This is a genomic window from Streptomyces sp. MB09-01 (assembly GCF_033794505.1).
Taxonomy (GTDB): Bacteria; Actinomycetota; Actinomycetes; order Streptomycetales; family Streptomycetaceae; genus Streptomyces.
This window is the reverse complement of the sequence record NZ_JARAYQ010000103.1, coordinates 1-20018: the sequence shown is the minus strand read 5'-3', so window position 1 is coordinate 20018 and position 20018 is coordinate 1. Positions and strand designations below refer to the sequence as shown.

The 20018-nt window shown below is 70.7% G+C and carries 13 protein-coding genes and 2 pseudogenes; 7 read left to right on the top strand and 8 right to left on the bottom strand.

Annotated features, from left to right (window positions below; all coding sequences use genetic code 11):
- The 5 genes from PV721_RS21745 to PV721_RS21725 all read right to left on the bottom strand — a co-directional run bounded on the left by PV721_RS21745 (window position 1) and on the right by PV721_RS21725 (window position 8147).
- Window positions 1-561, bottom strand: a complete 561-nt coding sequence (locus tag PV721_RS21745; protein WP_319726996.1) for a hypothetical protein — start codon at window positions 559-561, stop codon at window positions 1-3.
- A gap of 330 nt (window positions 562-891) precedes the next feature.
- Complete coding sequence (locus PV721_RS21740) at window positions 892-1890, bottom strand: helix-turn-helix domain-containing protein (RefSeq protein ID WP_319726994.1); 999 nt, start codon at window positions 1888-1890, stop codon at window positions 892-894.
- 137 nt (window positions 1891-2027) lie between these two features.
- Window positions 2028-5759 carry a S8 family peptidase gene (locus PV721_RS21735; RefSeq protein ID WP_319726992.1) on the bottom strand — a complete coding sequence of 1244 codons (3732 nt, stop codon included), beginning with the start codon at window positions 5757-5759 and terminating at the stop codon, window positions 2028-2030.
- A 601-nt stretch (window positions 5760-6360) separates the two neighbouring features.
- Window positions 6361-7023 carry a response regulator transcription factor gene (locus PV721_RS21730; protein ID WP_319726990.1) on the bottom strand — a complete coding sequence of 221 codons (663 nt, stop codon included), beginning with the start codon at window positions 7021-7023 and terminating at the stop codon, window positions 6361-6363.
- A complete protein-coding gene (locus PV721_RS21725; protein WP_319726989.1) occupies window positions 7020-8147 on the bottom strand; it encodes a sensor histidine kinase in 1128 nt (375 codons plus the stop codon). Before PV721_RS21725 ends, PV721_RS21730 begins: the two co-directional genes overlap by 4 nt.
- A 196-nt stretch (window positions 8148-8343) precedes the next feature.
- Here PV721_RS21725 and PV721_RS21720 point away from each other — a divergent pair, with 196 nt between their 5' ends.
- From PV721_RS21720 to PV721_RS21705, 4 genes and pseudogenes are all read left to right on the top strand, one after another.
- Window positions 8344-8742, top strand: a complete 399-nt coding sequence (locus tag PV721_RS21720; RefSeq protein ID WP_319726988.1) for a DUF6223 family protein — start codon at window positions 8344-8346, stop codon at window positions 8740-8742.
- Window positions 8743-9158: 416 nt separating this feature from the next.
- Window positions 9159-9272, top strand: a pseudogene (locus PV721_RS21715) (oxidoreductase); the annotation flags it as partial.
- 73 nt (window positions 9273-9345) lie between these two features.
- Window positions 9346-9811 (top strand): annotated as a pseudogene (locus PV721_RS21710) (hypothetical protein).
- Window positions 9812-10135: 324 nt separating this feature from the next.
- The gene (locus PV721_RS21705; RefSeq protein WP_319726987.1) at window positions 10136-11644 is read left to right on the top strand and encodes an SDR family NAD(P)-dependent oxidoreductase; all 1509 of its coding nucleotides are present in this window, start codon (window positions 10136-10138) and stop codon (window positions 11642-11644) included.
- A gap of 37 nt (window positions 11645-11681) precedes the next feature.
- Here the strand turns inward: PV721_RS21705 and PV721_RS21700 are convergent, their stop codons facing one another.
- On the bottom strand, window positions 11682-14129 hold the full coding sequence (locus PV721_RS21700) for a SpoIIE family protein phosphatase (RefSeq protein ID WP_319726985.1): 2448 nt from the start codon (window positions 14127-14129) through the stop codon (window positions 11682-11684).
- A gap of 603 nt (window positions 14130-14732) precedes the next feature.
- On the opposite strand from PV721_RS21700, the gene PV721_RS21695 reads away from it, so the two are divergent.
- Window positions 14733-16154: a DUF2079 domain-containing protein gene (locus tag PV721_RS21695; protein WP_319726983.1), complete on the top strand. Its 1422-nt coding sequence runs from the start codon at window positions 14733-14735 to the stop codon at window positions 16152-16154.
- A gap of 270 nt (window positions 16155-16424) precedes the next feature.
- Here PV721_RS21695 and PV721_RS21690 read toward each other — a convergent pair whose 3' ends face one another.
- A complete protein-coding gene (locus tag PV721_RS21690; protein WP_319726982.1) occupies window positions 16425-16925 on the bottom strand; it encodes a serine hydrolase domain-containing protein in 501 nt (166 codons plus the stop codon).
- A gap of 999 nt (window positions 16926-17924) precedes the next feature.
- Here PV721_RS21690 and PV721_RS21685 point away from each other — a divergent pair.
- Both PV721_RS21685 and PV721_RS21680 read left to right on the top strand, forming a co-directional pair.
- On the top strand, window positions 17925-18110 hold the full coding sequence (locus PV721_RS21685) for a hypothetical protein (RefSeq protein WP_319726981.1): 186 nt from the start codon (window positions 17925-17927) through the stop codon (window positions 18108-18110).
- Window positions 18110-19348: a hypothetical protein gene (locus PV721_RS21680; RefSeq protein WP_319726980.1), complete on the top strand. Its 1239-nt coding sequence runs from the start codon at window positions 18110-18112 to the stop codon at window positions 19346-19348. The genes PV721_RS21685 and PV721_RS21680 overlap by 1 nt, the downstream gene beginning before the upstream one ends.
- 107 nt (window positions 19349-19455) lie before the next feature.
- Here PV721_RS21680 and PV721_RS21675 read toward each other — a convergent pair.
- Window positions 19456-20018 (bottom strand): IS5 family transposase (locus PV721_RS21675; RefSeq protein ID WP_319726979.1); only part of this gene is annotated, 563 nt, incomplete at its 5' end.

The following is a 20018-nucleotide window of genomic DNA, read 5'->3' as shown; positions in this document are numbered from 1 at the left end:
TCAGTAGGAGTTGCGGGAGACCTTGATCAGCTTGCACTCGATCTTGTCCCCGGACTTCGCGGACTTGGCCACGTCGAAGGCCAGGGCCCCGGCGTCGTCGTCCGTGTACTTCTGACCGGGTGCGAGGTTCTGGCCGGTGGACAGGATGTCGCTCTTCTTCTCGCCGTTGACGGTGACCTCGCCCTCGGCGAGGTAGGTGAACCGACGGTCACCGCTGTTGATGTACTCGATCTTGAGGTCGAGCTCCTTGATTCCGTACTCGCCGGCCTTCACCTCGCAGGTCGTGACCTTCACGTCCTGGGTGATGTCCGGCTCGCCGGCCTTGGCGCCCCCGGGAGCGACGGCCGCGGAATCGTGGTTCTTGTCGAGCTCCTTGCCCGCGTCGCTGGCGGCCTTGGTGAACAGCAACCCACAGCCGCCGAGCAGAATCAGACCGAGGACAGTGGGGATACCGCAGCCCAGCGCCACCTTGAGGCCGGTGCTCATGCCCTGCTTCGGCGGGGGCTGGTACCCGTCCGGCTGCTGCGGATTGCCGTGACCGGACTGCGGCTGCGTGGACATGGAAGAACTCCTGGGGTCTGCGTGAGCGGCGCTCAGGTAGAAAGAAGCGGGGGCGGCCTGCGCCGGCCGGTGCGCGAGGGCGAGAACGGCGTTCCGCCGCCGCGCGGGGTGCCGCGAGAACGCGAACTGTCGAGGTACGGATGTCCGCGCGCCGTGGACCGCCCCCGACGTCAGGGGGATACACCAGCCCAACGCCGCTGGGACCAGCCGGTTACCGGCAACACGCCCGCCGCAGCCTCCGAGATCCGGAATGACCGGATCCCACAGCACCTGGCCGGTTTCGACCTGTGGCCGACAGGTCTCCCGCACGTGCTGTTGCGCGTCGGCGAGTCACGTTTGCGGGGGCTCCGTCCAGCCGTTTCGGACCGCGTGGGCACCGAGCTGCATCCGGCTGCGGACTCCGGCCATGTCCATGAGGTGACGCAGGCGCCGGTGCAGCGTGCGTGGTGACAGACCGAGTTGTGCCGCCGCCGTCAGGTCCGTCAGGCCGGCCAGGAGCAGCGCGAGGATCCTGCGGTCGAGCTCGGTCGGACCGTGCGGACCGACCTCGACGGTGGCTTCGGCTTCTCCGCCCGTGGCCGACAGCGCGAGCGGGTGGGCGGTGCGCCATACCGTCTCGAACAGGGCGTCCAGCGCGTCCAGCAGGCCGCTGCGGTGCAGCAGCACCGCGCCGGGCTCCCCGTCCGGTGTGACCGCGAGGGGGACGAGGCCGAGGTCGGCGTCGGCCAGCACGAGTTTCATCGGCAGCTGGTCGGCGACACGGAGCTGCACGCCCTTGCCCAGTGAATCGATCGCGTCGTCGAGGATGCCCGGCTCCGCCAGCACGGCCCGGTCCAGTACCGCCCGGAACTGCACGCCGCGGCCGAGGGCCACGGGCTCGGCCGTGTTCTCGTCGGGCGGCAGGGCGACGAACGGTGCGGTGATGAACGATCGGACCTGCGTGCGGGCCGCCTGCTGCACCTGGAGGAAGCGGTGGCGGATGGCGTCGACGCCCGTGACGACCTCGATCAGATCGTTGATGCTGTTCTCGGTCATCGCCGCTCGGTGCTCCTCGGCGAAGGTCACCAGGGCGTGCTCGGCCATCCGCAGCCCGTCCCGGCGCTGGCTGATGAGGGCGCCGAGCGCCATGGCCGGCGGCGCGGCGGTGAACCGCTCGTCCGCCGACCTCGTCACCAGTCCCCACCCGACCAGGCGGGACAAGGACTTGTCGACGTGGGCGGGCGGGAGGACGAGCTGGTCGGACAGCAGGATCGCGGTGGAGACCGGCCGTCCGAGCAGCGCCCGGTAGACACGCTCGTCGTCGGGTTCGAGGCCCAGAACATCCAGCATCGGCGACCGACTCTCTTCCGCTTGCGGCAGCGGGGAGAGTATGCGCCATGGCGGCAGACCCTGAATAGTCCCTGGTGGGAGCAGGTGCGAGGGAGAGGGCCCCGGGGAGTCGCCGCCCCGGGGCCCGACCGTGCGGTTCATCGCAGGCCGTACGCCCGGATGATCTCGTTCGTGACGCTGAAGCCGCTGTCCGTCTGGGCGCTCGCGCGGACCGAGATGAAGCCACCGGGCTTCTTGGCCGTCCTGAACGAACCCGTCCAGCGGCCGTCGGCGCCCTTGGCCACGGTCACCTTCTGCCAGGTCCCGCCGTCGTCGTACGAGACGTCCAGCTTCACCGCGGTGACGGTGCCCGGCACCGTGCCGAGGCCCATCGCCACCGGCTTGAGCGCGATCTCCCGGGTCGCGTTGGCGTTGACGTCGCCGTGCAGGTCCGACTCCAGCTCGTAGTCCAGGTTCAGCACCGAGAAGGGCTCGAAGAAGTCCGAGTCGACGGTGTCGGACATGAACGTCCACTCGGTGTGGGTGCGCGTCGACAACCGGAAGAGGTCACCGGGCCGCTCGGCGTCGAGGACGGCGCGGTAGGGCAGGTTGCCCGCCGGCACCTCCACCCACTGCATGTCCGTGCTGTGGGGGTTGTCGTGGATCAGCCGGTCGCCCTGGAAGACCTGCAGGTGGGTCGGCGTCTCACCCCACTGCAGGAAGCCGCCCAGCCGCATGTTGTCGCTGGCTGAAGCCCACGCCTGCACGTTCCAGGTCATGTGGTTCTGCCAGCGGGAGTTGTACACGCCGAAGGACTCGCTCTGGCCGGGCCGGGTCGCCGGAGCGAACCAGTCCAGCCGGGTGGTGCTGCCCTTGGCGTACGTGTTGTCGCCGGACACCATCACCCATGGCAGGGCCGTGTCGACGCCCTGCGCGTGGAACTCCCTCCAGACCTGGCCCGGGGTCACCCACTCGGTGCGGGTGCCCGGGTGCCACTCGCGCTCGGGGAGGTTGAACGACGGGCTGAGGGTGAAGTCGGACCGGTAGCCCTCCGCCGACCGGCCGCCCGTTGCCGAGTAGTAGCGGGCGTCGATCCGGGCGAGGTCATCCTTGGTCGGCTTGTAGACCAGGGGCCGGTCCGGAACCTGGCCGGGGTACTCCCGGGTGAGGTCGTAGACGAACGGCGTGTACTCGGTCTGCTCCGCGGTCAGCTTGAGGACTCCGGCCTTGGCCGTCGCGACAAGGGCCTTGCCCGCGTCGCGGTGCACGGTGGCGACCGGGATCGCCGATTCGCCGACGTACTCCATCAGCGCGCCGACCCCGTCGTTGACCACGATCAGCGCCTTCGCACCGCCCGCGACCGCGGCCTCGGTGCGCTCCTGGGGCGAGACCTCGTCGCTGCGATCGATGACGACCACCTTGCCCTTGGCCTTGACCTTCTTGTACGCAGCCGCCGCGCCGTTGCCCGCGTAGACGGCGTCCAGCGTGTCCCGGGCGGTGCCCAGGGCGCTGCCTGCCTGGACCAGTGCCTCGAACCGGATCCGGCCGCCCGGTGTGCTCAGGCTGAGCTGTGGCTCGCCCTTGCGCCAACGGGTGGTCAGCATGAACTCGCCCTGCTTCATCGGTTCCGTCGGCGCGACGTAGACGTCGTCGTACGTCGGCGGCAGCACGTACGCGCCGCGGTAGTCCATGAACGGGTCGAGGCCCTTGTAGTGGACGTTGAAGTCGACTTTGCGCTGCCGGTCCTCAGTGCGCTGCGGTGCCTCGGTCTGCAGCAGGCGTGCCTTGCTCGCGTCCAGCACCACGTCCGCGGAGCGGTCCTTGAGCACGGTCTCCGGGTCGACCAGCACGGCCAGACCCGAGCGGTCGGCCTGCTCGCCCGCCACGTCGAGGTATCCCGCGGCGGTGTACGTGCCGGGCGCCATGCGCATGGTGGTCGAACCGTCGACGTAGAGCGACCAGGGCCAGAAGTCGCCGGCCAGGTTGACCGTGACCCAGCCGGCGGCGGGCCTGCCGTCCCGGCCGACCAGCTTGATGTTCAGGTCGTAGCGCTCTTCCTCCTTGAGCAGCGCCACGGACGTGCGGGTCACCGCCTGCCCGGTGGCGGCGTCGGTGGCCGTCACGTAGCCGGCGTGCCGGCCGGCCGCGGCGGCTTTGGGGTCACCGGTCACCGGGACGGCGGCGGTGCGGCCCGCCGGGACGGTCACCCTCGTGGCCCCCAGCGTGAACGGTCCGCCGCCGGTCAGCGCCAGGTTCAGGGTGGCATCGGCCGAACCGGTGTTGGTGAAGGTCAGGTCCTTGGTGACCGCGGCGTCGCTCGGCTCGTGCGGCCAGGTGTGGTTGCCGAAGAAGAGCGAGCCGGTGCCGCGGACCGTGGCGCGCACGGCGGCGGCCACGTCCAGACGGCCGGTGCCGACCTCGTACGGCGAGTACTGGTCGCCCAGTCCCTTCGCGGTGCTCATCAGGTGTTCCTTGAGCTGCGCGCCGGTCCAGTCCGGGTGCTGCTGGGCCAGCACGGCCGCTGCGCCGACCACGTGCGGGGTGGCCATCGAGGTGCCGCTGAGGGTGCGGTACGGGCCCTCACCACCGCCGGTCATCTCCTGCGAACGGGCCGCGGTGATCTCCACGCCGGGCGCCGCGACGTCCGGCTTCATACCGCCGGAGTAGGCCAGCGGGCCGGTGCTGGAGAAGGACGCGAGCCGGTCCTGCTTGTCCGTGGCGGCCACGGTCAGCGCCGAGGCGGCCGCACCCGGGGCGGAGATGCTCTCCGGTCCGGAGTTGCCGGCGGCTATGACGAACAGCGTGCCGTACTGCTCGGACAGTGCGTCCACCGTCTGCGACATCGGGTCGCTGCCGTCCGTCGGGTAGGAATCGCCGAGGCTCATGTTGACGACGTCCGCACCGGACTCGGCGGCCCACTGCATGCCGGCCATGACCCAGGAGTCCTGGCCCGAGCCCTCCGCACCGCCGAGCACCTTGCCGACGAAGAGGTCGGCGCCGGGAGCGACGCCCTTGTTGTCGCCTGCGGAGGCGGCGCCCGAACCGACGATCGTGCCGGCGACGTGCGTGCCGTGCCCGTTGACGTCGGTGACGGCCTCACCCGGCACGAAGCTCGCCGTGCCGTCGATCAGGCCGGCGAAGTCGGGGTGGTTGACGTCGATGCCGGTGTCGAGCACCGCGACCTTGACGCCCTTGCCGTCGTACCCGGCCGCCCAGGCCTCGGGTGCCCCGACCAACGGCACGCTCTCCTTCAGACTGGCCTTCACCCGGCCGTCGAGCCACAGCTTCGCCACGCCCTCGCCCAGCGAGGGGCTGCCCTGCGGCGCGACGGTGGTCCAGAAGGTGCGGGCCTGCCGTTTCTCGGTGCTGAGCGCGGCACCGCGGATGCCCTTGAGCTGGCGGGTCACCTTGCTGCCACGGGGTGCCGTCGGCTCGCCGGCCGAGCGGGACTTCGGCTGGGTGTACGTCGCGATCAGCGGTACCGAGGCCGACTTCGCGTCGTCGTAGCCCATCTCGATCAGGTCGGTGACGTTGAACAGCCGTCGGTCGAGCTTGTCCGTGCCCAGGAGAGGCGCCGCCTCGTCCGGGATGACGAACAGGTCTCCCTTGACCTGCTGGATCTTCACACCGCCGACGGCGCTTTCGGGCCGGTCGACGTCGGCGCTCTGCTTGCCGTCGGCCATCGTGGTGACCGTGACGACGTCGCCGGTGACCAGAGTGACCTTGTGGGTCGCCGAGGACTTGGCGGGACGGGTGGGCTTGCTCGGAGCGGCTTGTGCGGGCGCTTGCAGGACCGCAAGCCCCGACGCCAGCAGTGGCACCGCGGTGGCGGCCGAGACCAGCTGCCAGCGCCGGCGCCGGAAGGCGGAAGCGTGAGAGGGGGAGTACATGCCACGGGTCTATCGACCCGTGACTGCTGTCGTGAAGGCCTTACGACGGCAAGTCCTCGCCATGGCAGATGCTTGCCAAACGTGAACCGCGCGATAGCGGTGGAAAGACGCCGCCGCGTGCCGCTGACGGGGCGGAGGTGGACTTCCCGCAGCACTGGAGGGCGCGGCAACACGGCCACACGCCGACGCGCGCCGCCCTCCCGCCGGATGTACCGCGGCGAGGGCCCGGCCCCTTTGCCGAAGGACGTCGGGCGTCGGCAGAACCCGCCGGCTGGCCGGCCGTCCTTTCCCGCTACGCACGGGGCACCGAACGCCCGTCGTTCGAGGCTCAGCCGCCTCCGACCGGCAGCGGGCCGACCCGGGACTCCAGCCAGGACGGAAGATCCAGCAGCTGGACGCCTTCTTCCTCTTCGGGGGATCTTGCTCGTCAGACCACCCCGGGAGCGTCCGAGGCCGTTGTTGCGGACGACCCGGCTTGATGCCCCGCGGCAGCAACGGCTCAAGCCGAGCCCACTGGCCATTCGTCAGATCACCACGCACCACGACTGGTGATCACGAACGAACGAGATCCACTTTCGCAACAGAACCTGGAGGCGCTCGGTCAGGAGGTGCGTGGGGTTACCAGGCCGGATTCGTAGGCGAGGACGACGAGCTGAGCGCGATCACGGGCGTGGAGCTTGACCATGGCCCGGTTGACGTGGGTTTTCGCGGTCGTCGGGCTGATCACCATGCGGTCGGCGATCTGGTCGTTGGACAGGCCCTGAGCAACGAGGGCGACGGCCTCGCGTTCGCGGTTGGTCAGCTCTTCCAGGCCCGTGCAGGTGCCGGTGTTGAGTGGCTGGGTGACGTACCTGTTGATCAGCTTGCGGGTGATCGAGGGTGCCAGCAGGGCGTCGCCGCGCGCGGCGACGCGTACGGCGTGCAGGAAGTCTTCGGGCACGATGTCCTTGACGAGGAATCCGGCGGCGCCGGCCCGCAGGGCGTTGAAGACGTGTTCGTCCAAGCCGTAGTTGGTCAGGATGACGACGTGCACCAAGGCCAGAGTCGGGTCCGCGGCGATGCGCCGGGTCGCCTCGATGCCGTCCATGACCGGCATCTGGATGTCGATGAGCGCGACGTCGGGCAGGTGCTCTTTCGCCAGAGCCAGCCCCTCCTTCCCGTCGCCGGCTTCGGCCACCACCTCGATGTCGTCCTCGACGTCGAGGAGCGCGCGGAATCCGCTGCGGATGAGCGGCTGGTCGTCGACCAGCAGGACACGAATCATGACGTCCGGTCCACGGGGAGTTCGGCCTGGACGGTGAACCCGCCGTCCGTACGCGGTTCCGCGCGCAGCCGGCCACCGAGGGCGGTCACGCGTTCGCGCATCCCGAGCAGCCCGACGCCGGACGTCGGGGCGGTGCCCGGGGTCGCCTTGCCGTCGTCATCGATGCATACGGTCAGGGCGTCGGCGCGGTGGTCGATGTGGACCGATGCGCTGGTAGCGGCGGCGTGTCGGGCGATGTTGGTCAGGGACTCCTGAACGATCCGGTAGACGGTCCGTTCCACCGCTGCCGGCACGTCGCGCCGTTCGCCACCGATCGTCAGGGTCGAGTCCAGGCCGCTCGTGCGGGATCGTTCCACCAGTTCCGGGACATCGTCGAGCCCACGTGGCGGGGCCGTGTCGTCGTCGCGCAACGCCTCCAGCGTCGCTCGCAGTTCCCGCGTCGCCTCACGACCGGCCTGCTGGATTGCCAGCAGGGCCTCCGGCACCTGTTCCCCGCGCTTGCGGGCCAGGTGGACGGCGACTTCGGACTGCACCTTGATGATCGAGATCTGGTGGACGAGTGAATCGTGCAGCTCACGCGCAATGTGCAACCGCTCCTCGTCGGCGCGACGCCGCGCCGTCTCCTCGCGGGTGCGCTCGGCTTCGTCCGCCCGTCGCTCGGCCTGCCGCAGCGCCTCGCCCGCGGCGCCGGCGGCGATCAGCCAGGCGATCTCGAGGGCGCCGCGGGCCTGCGCGAACGCCTCGCCCGTGTCGTGCAGGCCCGAGGCCAGGGCGGCGAGGGGAAGGGCGGCCAGCACGGCCACGCTCGCAACCACCGTGACGGCGCGGTGTCCCGCCCGCATGGCCGCGTACACCGCGAACAGGTACGCGACGGCCGGCACGTCGAAACCGGCCGCCTGGTAACCCACCGCGCACGACCCGGTGACGGCCAGCACGGGCACCGGAGCCCGGCGCCCCGCCGCGAGCGCCAGGCCGCCGACCACCAACAGTGCGCAGCCGAACAGGTCGAGGCTCGTGGCGGAGTGCTGCCCGGACAGGCCGGTGACCAGCAGCACCGCCGCAACGCAGACGGCGATCGCCCAGTCTCTGACTGCGGCCCGAACACCGAACCGTCCTGTACCCATGCGCGCACCCTAGCCGGATCTTGCAGCGGCCGAGTCACGCTCCCGGACGAGCGGACGACTACCGCGCACGCAGTACCTTCGCGGCGGCTGCCGCGTCCGCGGTAGCCGGATGCGGCATCGACGGCAGCTCGAATTGCCTGCGGCTGCCGGACGACCGGCGGTGGGTCCGGCGGACATGCTCGGACCACATCAAGTCGTGAAGAAGGAGCACCTCATGTCGGTCCGATTCCTGCTTGCCGCACCCGAGGCCGCGCACGTCGCGTTCCAGCCGGTCGCCGCCAGCGTTTTCACCATGAGCGCCGGGCGGCTCGGTGCCACCGTGGCCGCGCTGGTAGGGCTGACCGGCGTGGTCATCGGTGGGCGGGCCCTGCGCTCCGCCGGTCGTGTCGGCGCCGGCTCACGGCCAAGCCGGGCCGGCTTGGCCTTGGTGGCGGGACTGTTCGCCCTGGCCGTCGGCGGGCTCGTTGTGGCCACCTCCGACAGTGGCATCGGCACCGGCAACGGGCGCGGCGTGGCCTTCGTGGCCTTGGTGGTGGGGCTGATCAGCATGGTCCTCGGAGGGCTGGCCCTGTCCCGCTCCCGCCGCACGAACTGACCGCCGCACCGCCGCACCGCCACCACCGCACTGCCGCACCGTCACACCACCGCACTGCCGCACGGGCCGACCCGCCACACCGCCGCACCAATGCGAGCGCACGTTCGTTGCGCGACTCGCGCCGGCCGACGCCGGCGGGTCGGTCTGCGCCGACGAGAGCATCTCGACCCGGACGCCACCGCGCGCACGGCGTTGGTGATCAGAGCATCCCCGTGGGCACGTAGCCACGCTCAGGTAGAAGGCGCGCGGCCGGCGCCAGGCGTGCTCAGCACGCCGAACGCCGGCCGCATCCGTCCCAGGAGCCCGGCGTGAAGGAGTGACCTGACTGACGACCGGACCGTCCGGATCGCCCTGGCCGGAGTGGCGCCTTCGGTGCCGAGCACGCGGCCGCGCTCAGGCGGATCGAGGGCGTCGAGGTGGCCGCCGTCGTGAGCGGCACCTTCGAAAGCGCCCGGAGTTTCGCCGCGGAACGAGGCGTCGGCCGCGGCGTCGCGACGTTGGAGGAGGTACGGGCGATGGACGACATCGACGCCGTCGTCCTCGCCACGCCCACACTCCTGCACGCCGAGCAGACGCTGGTCTGCCTCGACCTGGACCGGTCATCTGCTGTGGCACCACGCCGCGCACACCGTCGACCTGTTCGCCTACCAGACCGGCTCGCCGATCGTGCGGGCCAACGCGGTCCAGGGCCCGATCCGCCCCGAGCTCGGCATCGCGATGGACAGGTCGATCCAGCTGCGCACGGAAAGCGGCGCCATCTGACCTGTCGCTGTCGTTCAACAACGACGGGCCGCTCGGCACGTCCTTCCGTTACATCGGCGACACCGGCAGCTACATCGCGCGGTACGACGACCTGGTCACCGGCAAGGACGAGCCGATCGATGTGAGCGGGGTCGACGTCTCGATGGACGGCATCGAACTGCAGGACCGCGAGTTCGTCGCCGCCATCCGCGAGGGCCGCGAGGGCCGCGAGGGCCGCGAGCCGAACGCCTCCATCGCCCAGGTGATGCCCTGCTACCGGACGCTGGCGGCCCTCGAGGAGCAGCTCGACTCCGTCTCGGTGGAGTGAGCACGGCACCGGCGGCGGGGCCGGTCCGCACGCCGCGCCCGGAGGAGGCGCGCACACCACCAGCCCGTCGCTCCGGTCAGGGAGCTCTACGCCGGGCGCGGGGTCCGGGCCGGAAAAGGCACCCGGCTTTCCCGACTACGACTTATTCTGATCATCACTCCGGACGCAGCGCCCGTGCTACGCGTCCGCCGTGAGCGCGCCTTCCCCGTCATCCCCACTGGCGCCCGGCCGCCCTTCACTGCGCGTGGCCCGGTCGTCCACGTGCGACGGACGCCACCAGGTGGGGGGAGAGCCGCGAACGATCCATCACACATAAGGCACCCCATGGACAGTGAGCGCATACAGACCTGCCTGGACCTGATCGACCAGGCACGGCAGCTACCCGCGGACGATGCTCAGCGCCGCCTGCTGGAACAGGCCGCCGGTGAACTCGTCCGCGACGGCCGCCTTCGACGCCGTGCCGAGGCACGCGCAGCGCGGGCCGCGGCCGACGCCAAGCTGCTCGCCGCCACCGCGATGGGCGCCTGCGACCGCGTCATGGACGCCGCTCTGCCCGCCCCGGCGCCGCCGGAGCGGGGCCTGACGGTCCGCGAATACGTTCAGCTTCGCCCCGGGCCCTCCGCGGAGCGCCGGCTGCCCGACCGTACGCCGGCCGGTGACGGGCCGTCACGGCTGCTGAACCGCCCCCAGCGTTGCTATGTCTGCAAGAACCACTACCGGCACGTCCACGACTTCTACCACCTGCTGTGTCCCGAATGCGCCGGCGTGAATCTCGCCCACCGCACGACGCGCACCGACCTCACCGGCCGTCGTGCGCTGCTGACCGGCGGGCGCGTCAAGATCGGTTTCCAGGTCGCGCTGATGCTCCTTCGGGACGGAGCCGAGCTCACTGTGACCAGCCGCTTCCCCCAGGACGCGGTGCGCCGGTTCGCGGCGGCCCCCGGCGCCGCGGACTGGTGGCACCGGCTGCGGATCGCCGCCCTGGACCTGCGCGATCCCCGGCAGGTTCTCGCGTTCACGGACCACATGCTCTCCCAGGGGCTACCCCTGGACGTTCTGATCAACAACGCTGCCCAAACCCTGCGCCGCTCTCCTGAGGCGTACGCCGCGCTGTCTGCCGCCGAACCGACGCCGACCCCCGCGTCCCTCACCGCGCCGCAGATCTGGACCGCTCCGGGATTCTCCGTACCCGGCCCACGGACCGCACCTCTGCCGTGGACGGCGGAGCTCGCCCCACGGTTCCGAGTGCCCGAAGCCCTGGCCGGTACCGCACACACGGCTGACGCCTCAGTGGCCGCTCCACTGCCGCAGGAGGGCGTCGACGAGGCGGGTCTGCTGCCCGAGACGACCGCCATCAACTCCTGGACGCTGCGTCTGGGACAGATCGACCCGACCGAGCTGCTGGAAGTCCAGTTGGTCAATGTCATCGCGCCGTTCCTGCTCGCCGACCGCCTGCTGCCCCTCCTCGATGCTTCCCCGCACCCCCACCGCTACCTCATCAACGTCTCGGCAGTCGAAGGCCAGTTCACCGTGCGCAACAAGACCAGCGACCATCCGCACACCAACATGGCCAAAGCCGCCCTGAACATGCTCACCCGCACCAGCGCAGCCGACCTGGCCACCCGCGGCATCCACACCTGCAGCGTCGACACCGGGTGGGTCACCGATGAGAAACCCCTCCCCGCGCGGGAGCGGCACGCCGCCACCGGCTGGCGCCCGCCACTGGACATCGTCGACGGCGCCGCCCGCATCTACCATCCCATCGTGCAAGGGCAGGCCGGCGCGCCCATACACGGCGTCCTCCTGAAGGACTACCGGCAGGTCCCGTGGTGATCCCTCCGGCATCCTCGGTGGAGCCCGAGTCGGACGCTCATGCCGACGGAGCCCATGTGGCAAGGGGGAACTCCGTCCAGACGGTCTTGCCGTCCCGGGTGTAGCGGGTGCCCCATCGTTCGGTGAGCTGGGCCACCAGGAAGAGGCCGCGCCCGCCTTCATCAGTGGTGCGCGCCCGTCGTAGGTGCGGAGCGGTGCTGCTGCTGTCGGAGACCTCGCAGATCAGGCTGCGGTCGCGGATGAGCCGCAGGGTCAGCGGCGTGCCGCCGCCGTACCGGTAGGCGTTGGTGACCAGTTCACTGACGACCAGTTCGGCCGTGAAGGCCAGCTCCCCCAGGCCCCACCTGGTCAGCGTGGTCTCCGTCAGGTCCCGTGCCCGGGAGGCGGCGGTCGGCTCTGCGGGCAGTTCCCAGGAGGCGACCTGCTCCGGCGCCAGGACGCGGGTGCGGGCGAGGAGCAGTGCGACGTCATCCGGTGGGTGATCCGGCAGCAGGGCGTTCTGCACGTCCGTGCAGGTCTCCTCCAGCGAGCGGCCGGGCCGGGACAGGGCCTCTCGCAGCCGGTCGAGCCCCTCGTCGAGGTCGAGGCCACGGGCCTCGACCAGGCCGTCCGTGTACAGCGCCAGCAGACTTCCCTCGGCGAGTTCCAATTCGGCGGACTCGAACGGGAGTCCGCCCAGCCCCAGCGGCGGCCCCTCGGGAAGGTCGGGCATGCTCACCGTGCCGTCGGAGGTCACCACGGCGGGGGGCAAATGACCCGCCCGGGCCAGGGTGCAGCGCCGGGAGGTGGGATCGTAGACCGCGTAGAGGCACGTCGCGCCGACGATCTGCTGGCCCCGCGAGCGTCCGTCGGCAGGCTCCTGCTCAGCTGCCAGGCGGTTGACCAGGTCGTCCAGGTGGGAGAGGACCTCGTCCGGAGCGTAGTCGAGGCTGGCCAGGGTGTGCACGGCGGTGCGCAGGCGGCCCATGGTGGCCGCGGCGTGCAGACCATGGCCGACGACATCGCCGACGACGAGGGCGACACGTGCTCCGGAAAGCGGGATGACATCGAACCAGTCGCCGCCGACGCCGGTGGCGGGATCGGCCGGCAGATAGAGGTGCGCGACCTCGACCGCGCTGTACTCGGGCAGCGCCTGCGGCAGCAGGCTGCGCTGCAAGGTCAGCGCGGCCTGGTGCTGCTGGGTGTAGCGGCGGGCGTTGTCGATGCACAGGGCGGCCCGCGCGGCGAATTCCTCTGCGAGGGTGAGGTCGTCCTCCTCGAACGGCTCGGGCCGCTTGGCCCGCCACAGGCTGAGCAGGCCGAGGAGCAGACCGCGGGCCGTCAGCGGTACGACGATCAGTGAGTGAGCGTCCAGGTCGAGGGCGCGCTGTGTGCGCTCCGGATCCTGGAAGTACCAGCCGGGGCTGCTCTGGAGCACTGGTTCGAGGATGGGCTGCTGCTCGGCGAGGCACCTGGCCTGCGGGGTACGAGGGTCGAACTGGAAGACCTCCCCGGCGGAGTACATCACCCCCAGAGCCTCTGCCACGACCGACTGGACGGCCATTCTGCGGACCGGTCCGCTCGCTTCCTCGGCGCTCTCGTCGCCTCGGGCGACCGACTCCAGCAGATCCACCGAGACGGCGTCCGCGAGGTCGGGGACGGCGACGTCGGCCAGCTCCCGGGTGGTCTGGGCGAGATCCAGTGTGGTCCCGATGCGGGCGCTCGCCCGGTTGAGCAGGGCGAGCCGCCGCCGGGCCCGGTAGCGGTCGGTGACGTCCTCCACCAGTTGGGTGACTCCGAGGATCCCGCCGGAGGGGTCCTCCATCCGAAACGCCGACACCGAGACCACCCGCTCGCGGCCGGGGTCATTCCTCAGGCGACAGGGCTGCTCCGTGAAGATCAGGGGGGCGCCCGTCTCCAGCACCCGTCGCAGCCGGGTTTCGATGGTCTCCAGGTCCGGACCGATGAGGAAGTCGCCGATGCGTCGGCTCCGCATCTCCGCCGCGGAAAGTTGGGTGAACCGGGCCAGCGCCCGGTTGATCCGCAGGATGCTCAGATCGGGGGCGTGGACGGACAGACCGATCGGGGAGCGCCGGAACAGACCGTCGAGGACCGACCGATCCGTCTCCCACTGGAGCACCTCCTCCGCCGGGGCGACGACGAGGAACCACTCGCGGGCCGAGCCGGCGCGGATGACAGCGCGGGCGCGGAAGCCCAGCTCCACCCGTCGCCCGCTGCGGTGCAGGACGGGCAGGACGCCGGACCAGCCCCGGTCGCGCTCGCACGCCGCCGCTGCCTCCCGGACCGCTTCACGATCACGGGAATCGAACAAGAATTCCGAGGCCATGCGGCCCAGGACCTCATCGGGCAGGTAGCCGAGGTGCTCTTGTGCGCGCTCGCTCCAGCCGACGACCCTGCCGTGGGCGTCCAGCACCGCCGAGGCAGAGTTGTGCAGCGCGAACGGGTCCTCGGGCACCTCACCCGATCCCGGCGCCGGTGCGTCCATCGCTGCCACCCTTCGACCTGCTCGACCTGCTCGACCTGCCGGACCGCACAGCGGGCATAGCCGCGGCGACTACCCAGAGTGATCATCGATCAGGGGTTGAGCAGTCGGCTCTCCTTCAGTATCGCCGCGCCGCTGCACGTCGGCAGAGGGTCGTCCACCATCGGCCCCAAGCCTCGGCGGGCCCAACCCGCCGGGGCCGGTGAGTCGGGCGCCGCGCCCCCGCCCCTGCCGTCGGGCGACGGCAGGGGCTGTGAGGTCAAGCACCTGGGCCGAACCGACCTCCAGCAAGGGACCAGGTGGGGTACTACACCCTTGCGCTCGGTGGTGGATTCCTGACGCACCAAGACCCCCACAGAAGGCCCAAGGTCGCTCCCGCACCGGCGTGTCCGGAGTGAATGGGCGCGTGGTGTCGTTCATTGTCGATCCCGTACTGGCCTGAGGACACGGTCTTGGGCCGCGAGGTAAAGGACCACGTCAAGCGAACGGGACCAGTCAGTGAGCCTGCTGGGGGCCTTCACACGTCCGGAGCCCTCCCCCGCAGGCGGGGGACGTCTGCGGGGGAGGCTGCCCCCCGGTCGTGCGTTGCCGTGGGCCCTTGCCGCGGTGTTCTTCGCCTTGTACACGGCACTGTCCGTGCGGCTGCACCAGAGGCTGCTCACCACCGGCTACGATCTCGGAATTTTCGAGCAGGCCGTTCGTTCCTACGCCCAGGGCCGTGCGCCGGTCTCGGCGTTGAAGGGGCCCGGCTTCAATCTGCTCGGCGACCACTTCTCCCCGGCCCTCGCGAGCCTCGCCCCCGCCTACCGGATCTTCCCCTCGCCGATGACCCTGCTCGTGGCCCAGGCAGCCCTTCTCGCCGTTGCTGTCGTACCGCTGAGCCGCTGGGCCTACCAGGCTCACGGACGGACGGCAGCACTCGTGACCGGCACCGGCTACGGGGCCTCATGGGGAATCGCCTCGACAGTGGCCTTCGATTTCCACGAGATCTGCTTCGCCGTGCCGCTCCTCGCCTTCTCGGTGACGGCCCTGGGCAACGAGCGCTGGCGCGCGGCCGCGGGATGGGCGCTGCCGCTGCTCCTGGTGAAGGAGGATCTGGGCCTCACGGTCATGGTGATCGGCGCCTACATCGCCTGGCAGGGCTCGCGGCGCCTGGGCACGGCCACTGCCTTCGTGGGGCTGGCGGGCAGCCTGCTGGAAATTTTCGTCATCATTCCGGCCTTCAACCCCGACCATTCCTATTCCCACTCGGGGAGCTTCGCCGGAGCCGGGTCACCGGGCGGCTCCCTGCTCGGCCTGCTGCACCTGCCCATGGACCTGATCACCCCGCAGACCAAAGTCATCACCCTGGTCCTGCTGCTGGCGCCCACCGCGTTCATGGCGCTGCGCTCCCCGTTGATGCTGCTGGCTCTGCCCACGCTCTGCTGGCGCTTCCTGTCCGAGTATCCGCCCCACTGGGGGACCAGTCACCACTACAGCGCCATCTTGATGCCGGTCGTCTTCGGGGCCTTCGTCCACTCCCTGAACCGCTGGGCCCCTTACAGCTCGACGCAGGACCGTCGCACCCTGCGCACCGGACTGGCCATCAGCAGCGCCATGACCGTTCTGTTGATCGCCGGCTCCCCCCTCTCCCAACTCGCCGATCCGGTGACCTGGCAGACCCCACCACGAGCCGCAGCCGCGCACCGCGTCATGGACTTGATTCCCGACAACGCGACCGTGGCCGCCGCCAACCGCCTCGTCCCCCACCTCACCGACCGGTGCACGGTGACCCTTTTCGGCTTCCCCGACATCCCCCTCACAGCCGACTGGATCATTGTTGACGCCAAGTACCCCATGGGGTTCCCGATGTCAGCCCAGGACGAATCCCACGCCCTCGACCAAGCCCGCCTCGGCGGCTACTACACCGTTGCCCAGGACAACGGATTCCTCTTGCTTCACCGGACCACACCGGACCACTTCACCGCTCCACACCGGACCACACCGGACCACAGGCTCACGTCTCGTGATTCCGTTGGCGTTACTTGATCTTGCGTGACTCGTCGTCAGCGGCCATGTGACGGATCACCGCCCACGACACGGCCGTCCAGCAGCGGCTGTCGGCCGTCTCCGAACGAGCGCGTGGACGGTCGGCGGTGAGGCTGTCGGCCTTCCGGCCGTGGGCACGTCCTGCACGATCCATCCGCGCCCGGCGGCCCGGCTCAGACGCCGGAGGAGACCTCGGCCTTCTCGTCGGACCCCGTGCCCTTCGCCTCGGCCGCCGCCAGCCTGCGGTTGCGCCGCAGGACCAGCCGATGCTTATACCGCGCGCCGGTTGAGGTCCGGGGAGGCGAAGACGCCGCTCCGGTATCCCGGCTCAGAGCCCGTCTTGCCCCACAGGACCGAACCGTCGGGCAGCGGCACGGACATCAGGCCGACGCTGAAGCAGGCCGTTCCCCTGGCGGGACCGGTGCTGCCCACGGCGCGGAGCGTCTTCTCGATGACCTCGTCGAAGGAGAGGTACTCGAGGCGGCGCTCGATCGCCTCGTCCGCGGAGGCGGCCGGGGAGCCCTCGAAGTCCTGGGGCAGGCCACTGGTGTGGTCGAGCAGCTGCCGGACGCTGATCGGCTCCGCGAACCGGTCCTCCGGCAGCAGCCCGGGCAGGTAGTGCTGGATGCGCCGGTCCAGGTCTACGCGGCCCTCGGCGGACAGTTGGATAAGGATCACCGCCTCCATGGGTTTGCTGATACTGCCCATGCAAAAGTGCCCATCGGGGCTGATGAGCTTGCCGGCGTTGATGTCACGGAGGTACCGCGCCACCTCTGTCCGTTCTCGTACACGTGGGCCACGACACCGGCGGCACCGTCGTCCGGGCCCAGGGAAATCGCCTTGCGCAGGGCGGCACGGTCGAGGTCCGAGGCGGTGCCGGCGTGCGCGGAGGCAGCTGTGGCGGCGGTGGCGGCCTGCGCGGGGGCGATGACACCTAACGCCAGGGAGGCGGTCAGTGCCAGGGCCGAGGAACGGCGCATAGGGGCAACTCCACTTGGAACGTGATGATCAAGTCCAGGTGAGTCTGCCCACCCAGCCCTGCCCCGTTCGTCGGGGATGGCCCTGGCCGGGCCTTGGTCAGACCCTGACCCCACATCAGGGATCCGGCGCAACCGGCTGGACGCACTCCCTGGAAGGGCGCCGCCTACCGCTCATGGGCCCGCGGACGATGCCTTCTGCGAAGGGTCCTTCGCCGTGACCGTGTAACCCCGCGGGCGGGGCGACCGGGCGTCTGCGGCCGGAGGACGACGATCGCGGCGGCGCGAAGGGATTCTCGGCGGTGGCGCCGGAACCGGCACGGGGCGCAGGAGTCCGCGCCCGGGGAGGCCGATGACCGGCCGCTTCGGTGAAGCCGGCCGACCCCGCCTTTCGAGCTGTGGTGCGGGGCCCCCGCGGCAACGGGGGCCCCGCGTTGTGCTGCGTACGGCCGCCCCGTCCGGACCAGGACCTGAAGCTGCCTACGAGGAGATGTTCGGCTCCCCGGCCTCGTTGCAGGAGGGGGCAACTGCAGCCGGGACGATCCCGGACGGCCTCGGACAACGGCCGGTCCGACCTGCGGTCGCCCCAGGCATTGTCCGGCCAGTCCCGGATGTTCCCGGACAACCCCTTCGGAGCGCTGTGCCCGACGTTTACGTGCAGCCGTACACAGCCGGAAAACACCCGCCCCGGACAGGGTGGTCTGCCGCCGAACCGTCGTGCCAGGCTGAAGCCGCGGCACGGGCGGCAATCCGTGACGCACCTTCATATCCCGTCCGGACCAAGGACTTTCACATGAACACCAACAGCAACAGCTTCTGCGTCGGGCTGCCCGGCGGTCGATCGTTCACGGTGCCGACGCTCCTTCCGGTGGCCGTCATCGTCATCGTGCTGGTCGCGCTCGGATACGACCTGTCGGCCGCCGTGGCCGCCCTGGTCACGATGGCGGCCGCCGCCCGTGAAACCGGCCGGAGCCGCTGATGCCCCGACCCGAGAAGCCGATCGCCCCGGACGCTCCGTTCGAGGCGTTCGCCCTGCGGCTGCGGGCCCTGCGCCGGGGCGCCGGGAACCCCACCTACCGTGCGATGGCTGCCCGCGTCGGGCACGCCTTCTCGGTCTCGACGCTGGCCGGCGCCGCCTCCGGCGACACGATGCCGAACCTGAACCTGACCTTGGCGTACGCCGAGGCTTGCCGGGGCGACCGGCAGTACTGGACCGAGCAGTGGTTCATTGCCCGCGGGGCGGACCGGCTCTGGCCGGGCGAGCCGTGGGCCGCCACCCCGCCGGATCCGGCGCAGGCTTCCGACGCCGCCGCATACATCGCCCTCCTGCGCGAACTGCGGCTGTGGGCGGGTTCGCCTTCGCTGCACAGGCTGTCGCGGCTCACGGGGCACGCCCGCAGCAGCCTCGGAGACGCCTGCGCCCCGCACCGCACCACCGTCCCGTCGGACGCCCTGGTCGTGGCCCTGGTCCGCGGCTGCCTGCTGCACGCCTACCGGAACCGGCCCTGGCTGCGGAAGCACGTGGACGGCTCCCCGGACGGCTGGATCACGGTCACCGAGGCGGCCTGGCTGCGGACCCGGCACCGGCTGAAGGTCCGCGAGGCCGCCCGGCCCCGACCAACGGTGCGTCGGCACCGGGTGGCCGCACCGGACCTCCCTGCCCCCCGCCCTGTTCAGGACCTGCTGCCGGCCGTACGGCTGCCGGAACCGACCCCTGTGGACCGGACCGCAGAAACACCTGGACCCGCACCCGACGAAGCCGCCCGGCCCAGCCGGCTGCGGCCCCTCCCTGCGGACCTGCCGTCCGAGGTCCTCGCCCTGGCCACCTCACTGCGCAGGGTGTTCGGCCTACTGGAGATCTCCACACGCCGGTTCGCCGCACGCCATCACTACGACGCGAGTTCGGTGTCGCGGTACCTCGCCGGCAGCCGCCTGCCGCCCGTGGAGTTCGTGCACACGCTCGTGCGGGAGGCGGAGGCGAGCGGGCACTCCGTCGAGCCAGACCTGCTGCCCTACCTGCTCGGCATGCATACGGACGCCCTCCGCGTCGTCAACCCCCAAGCCCACGAGTTGGCCTTCGTACGGGGAAGGCTCCGAGCGGCAGTCGCCAGAGAAGCACTTCTCGAGGAGCGGGCACGGGCCCTGGAGGACCACATCCGGAAGATCGAGGCCAGGTCCGAAGCCCTCCGACGCGAGGACCCGTGGGAGGCGGCGTGACGCAACGGGCACGGCGGGAAGTTCTCAGCTCAGACCACAGCGACCCGTTCCGGCCTCTGTACGTCCGTGACAGCCCAGGCAGCCGTCCCTTGAACTGGGGTAGCCCACTAGGCAGTGTCTGATGGCTCTTTGATGAGGTCGCGTAGCCAGATCACGATGGCTGCTGTGGCCAGGGTGCCGTTGAAGATGTAGTCGCGTTTGTCGTACCGGGTTGCGACTGCCCTGTGCTGTTTCAGCTTCCCGATGCAGCGTTCGACGGTGTTGCGCTGGCGGTACTGCTCGCGGTCGAAGGCTGGCGGGCGACCGCCGGCTCGGCCGCGTTTACGGCGCTTCGCACGCTGGTCGTCCGGCTGGGCGATCGTTGCCTTGATTCCACGTTTACGCAGGTAGGCGCGGTTGGCGCGACTGGAGTACGCCTTGTCGCCACGGGCCCGGTCCGGCCGGGTGCGCGGGCGACCGGCTCCGGTGCGGGCCATGTTCAGGGCCTGCATGAGCGGGATGAGCATCGGGCTGTCCCCGCGCTGGCCGGGCGATGTCAGCCAAACCAGCGGTCGGCAACGGTCATCCGCCGGCAGGTGGACCTTGCTGGTCAGCCCGCCCCGGGAGCGTCCCAGAGCCTCGCGGCCCTCTGCGTCCACACGCGTGCCGCCCCCTTTTCGGGGTGGTCGGC

Excerpts from the sequence above, each read along its gene's own strand:
- PV721_RS21745 (WP_319726996.1), bottom strand. The coding sequence starts at position 561 with ATGTCCACGCAGCCGCAGTCCGGTCACGGCAATCCGCAGCAGCCGGAC.
- PV721_RS21740 (WP_319726994.1), bottom strand. The coding sequence starts at position 1,890 with ATGCTGGATGTTCTGGGCCTCGAACCCGACGACGAGCGTGTCTACCGG.
- PV721_RS21735 (WP_319726992.1), bottom strand. The coding sequence starts at position 5,759 with ATGTACTCCCCCTCTCACGCTTCCGCCTTCCGGCGCCGGCGCTGGCAG.
- PV721_RS21730 (WP_319726990.1), bottom strand. The coding sequence starts at position 7,023 with ATGATTCGTGTCCTGCTGGTCGACGACCAGCCGCTCATCCGCAGCGGA.
- PV721_RS21725 (WP_319726989.1), bottom strand. The coding sequence starts at position 8,147 with ATGGGTACAGGACGGTTCGGTGTTCGGGCCGCAGTCAGAGACTGGGCG.
- PV721_RS21705 (WP_319726987.1), top strand. The coding sequence starts at position 10,136 with ATGGACAGTGAGCGCATACAGACCTGCCTGGACCTGATCGACCAGGCA.
- PV721_RS21700 (WP_319726985.1), bottom strand. The coding sequence starts at position 14,129 with ATGGACGCACCGGCGCCGGGATCGGGTGAGGTGCCCGAGGACCCGTTC.
- PV721_RS21685 (WP_319726981.1), top strand. The coding sequence starts at position 17,925 with ATGAACACCAACAGCAACAGCTTCTGCGTCGGGCTGCCCGGCGGTCGA.
- PV721_RS21680 (WP_319726980.1), top strand. The coding sequence starts at position 18,110 with ATGCCCCGACCCGAGAAGCCGATCGCCCCGGACGCTCCGTTCGAGGCG.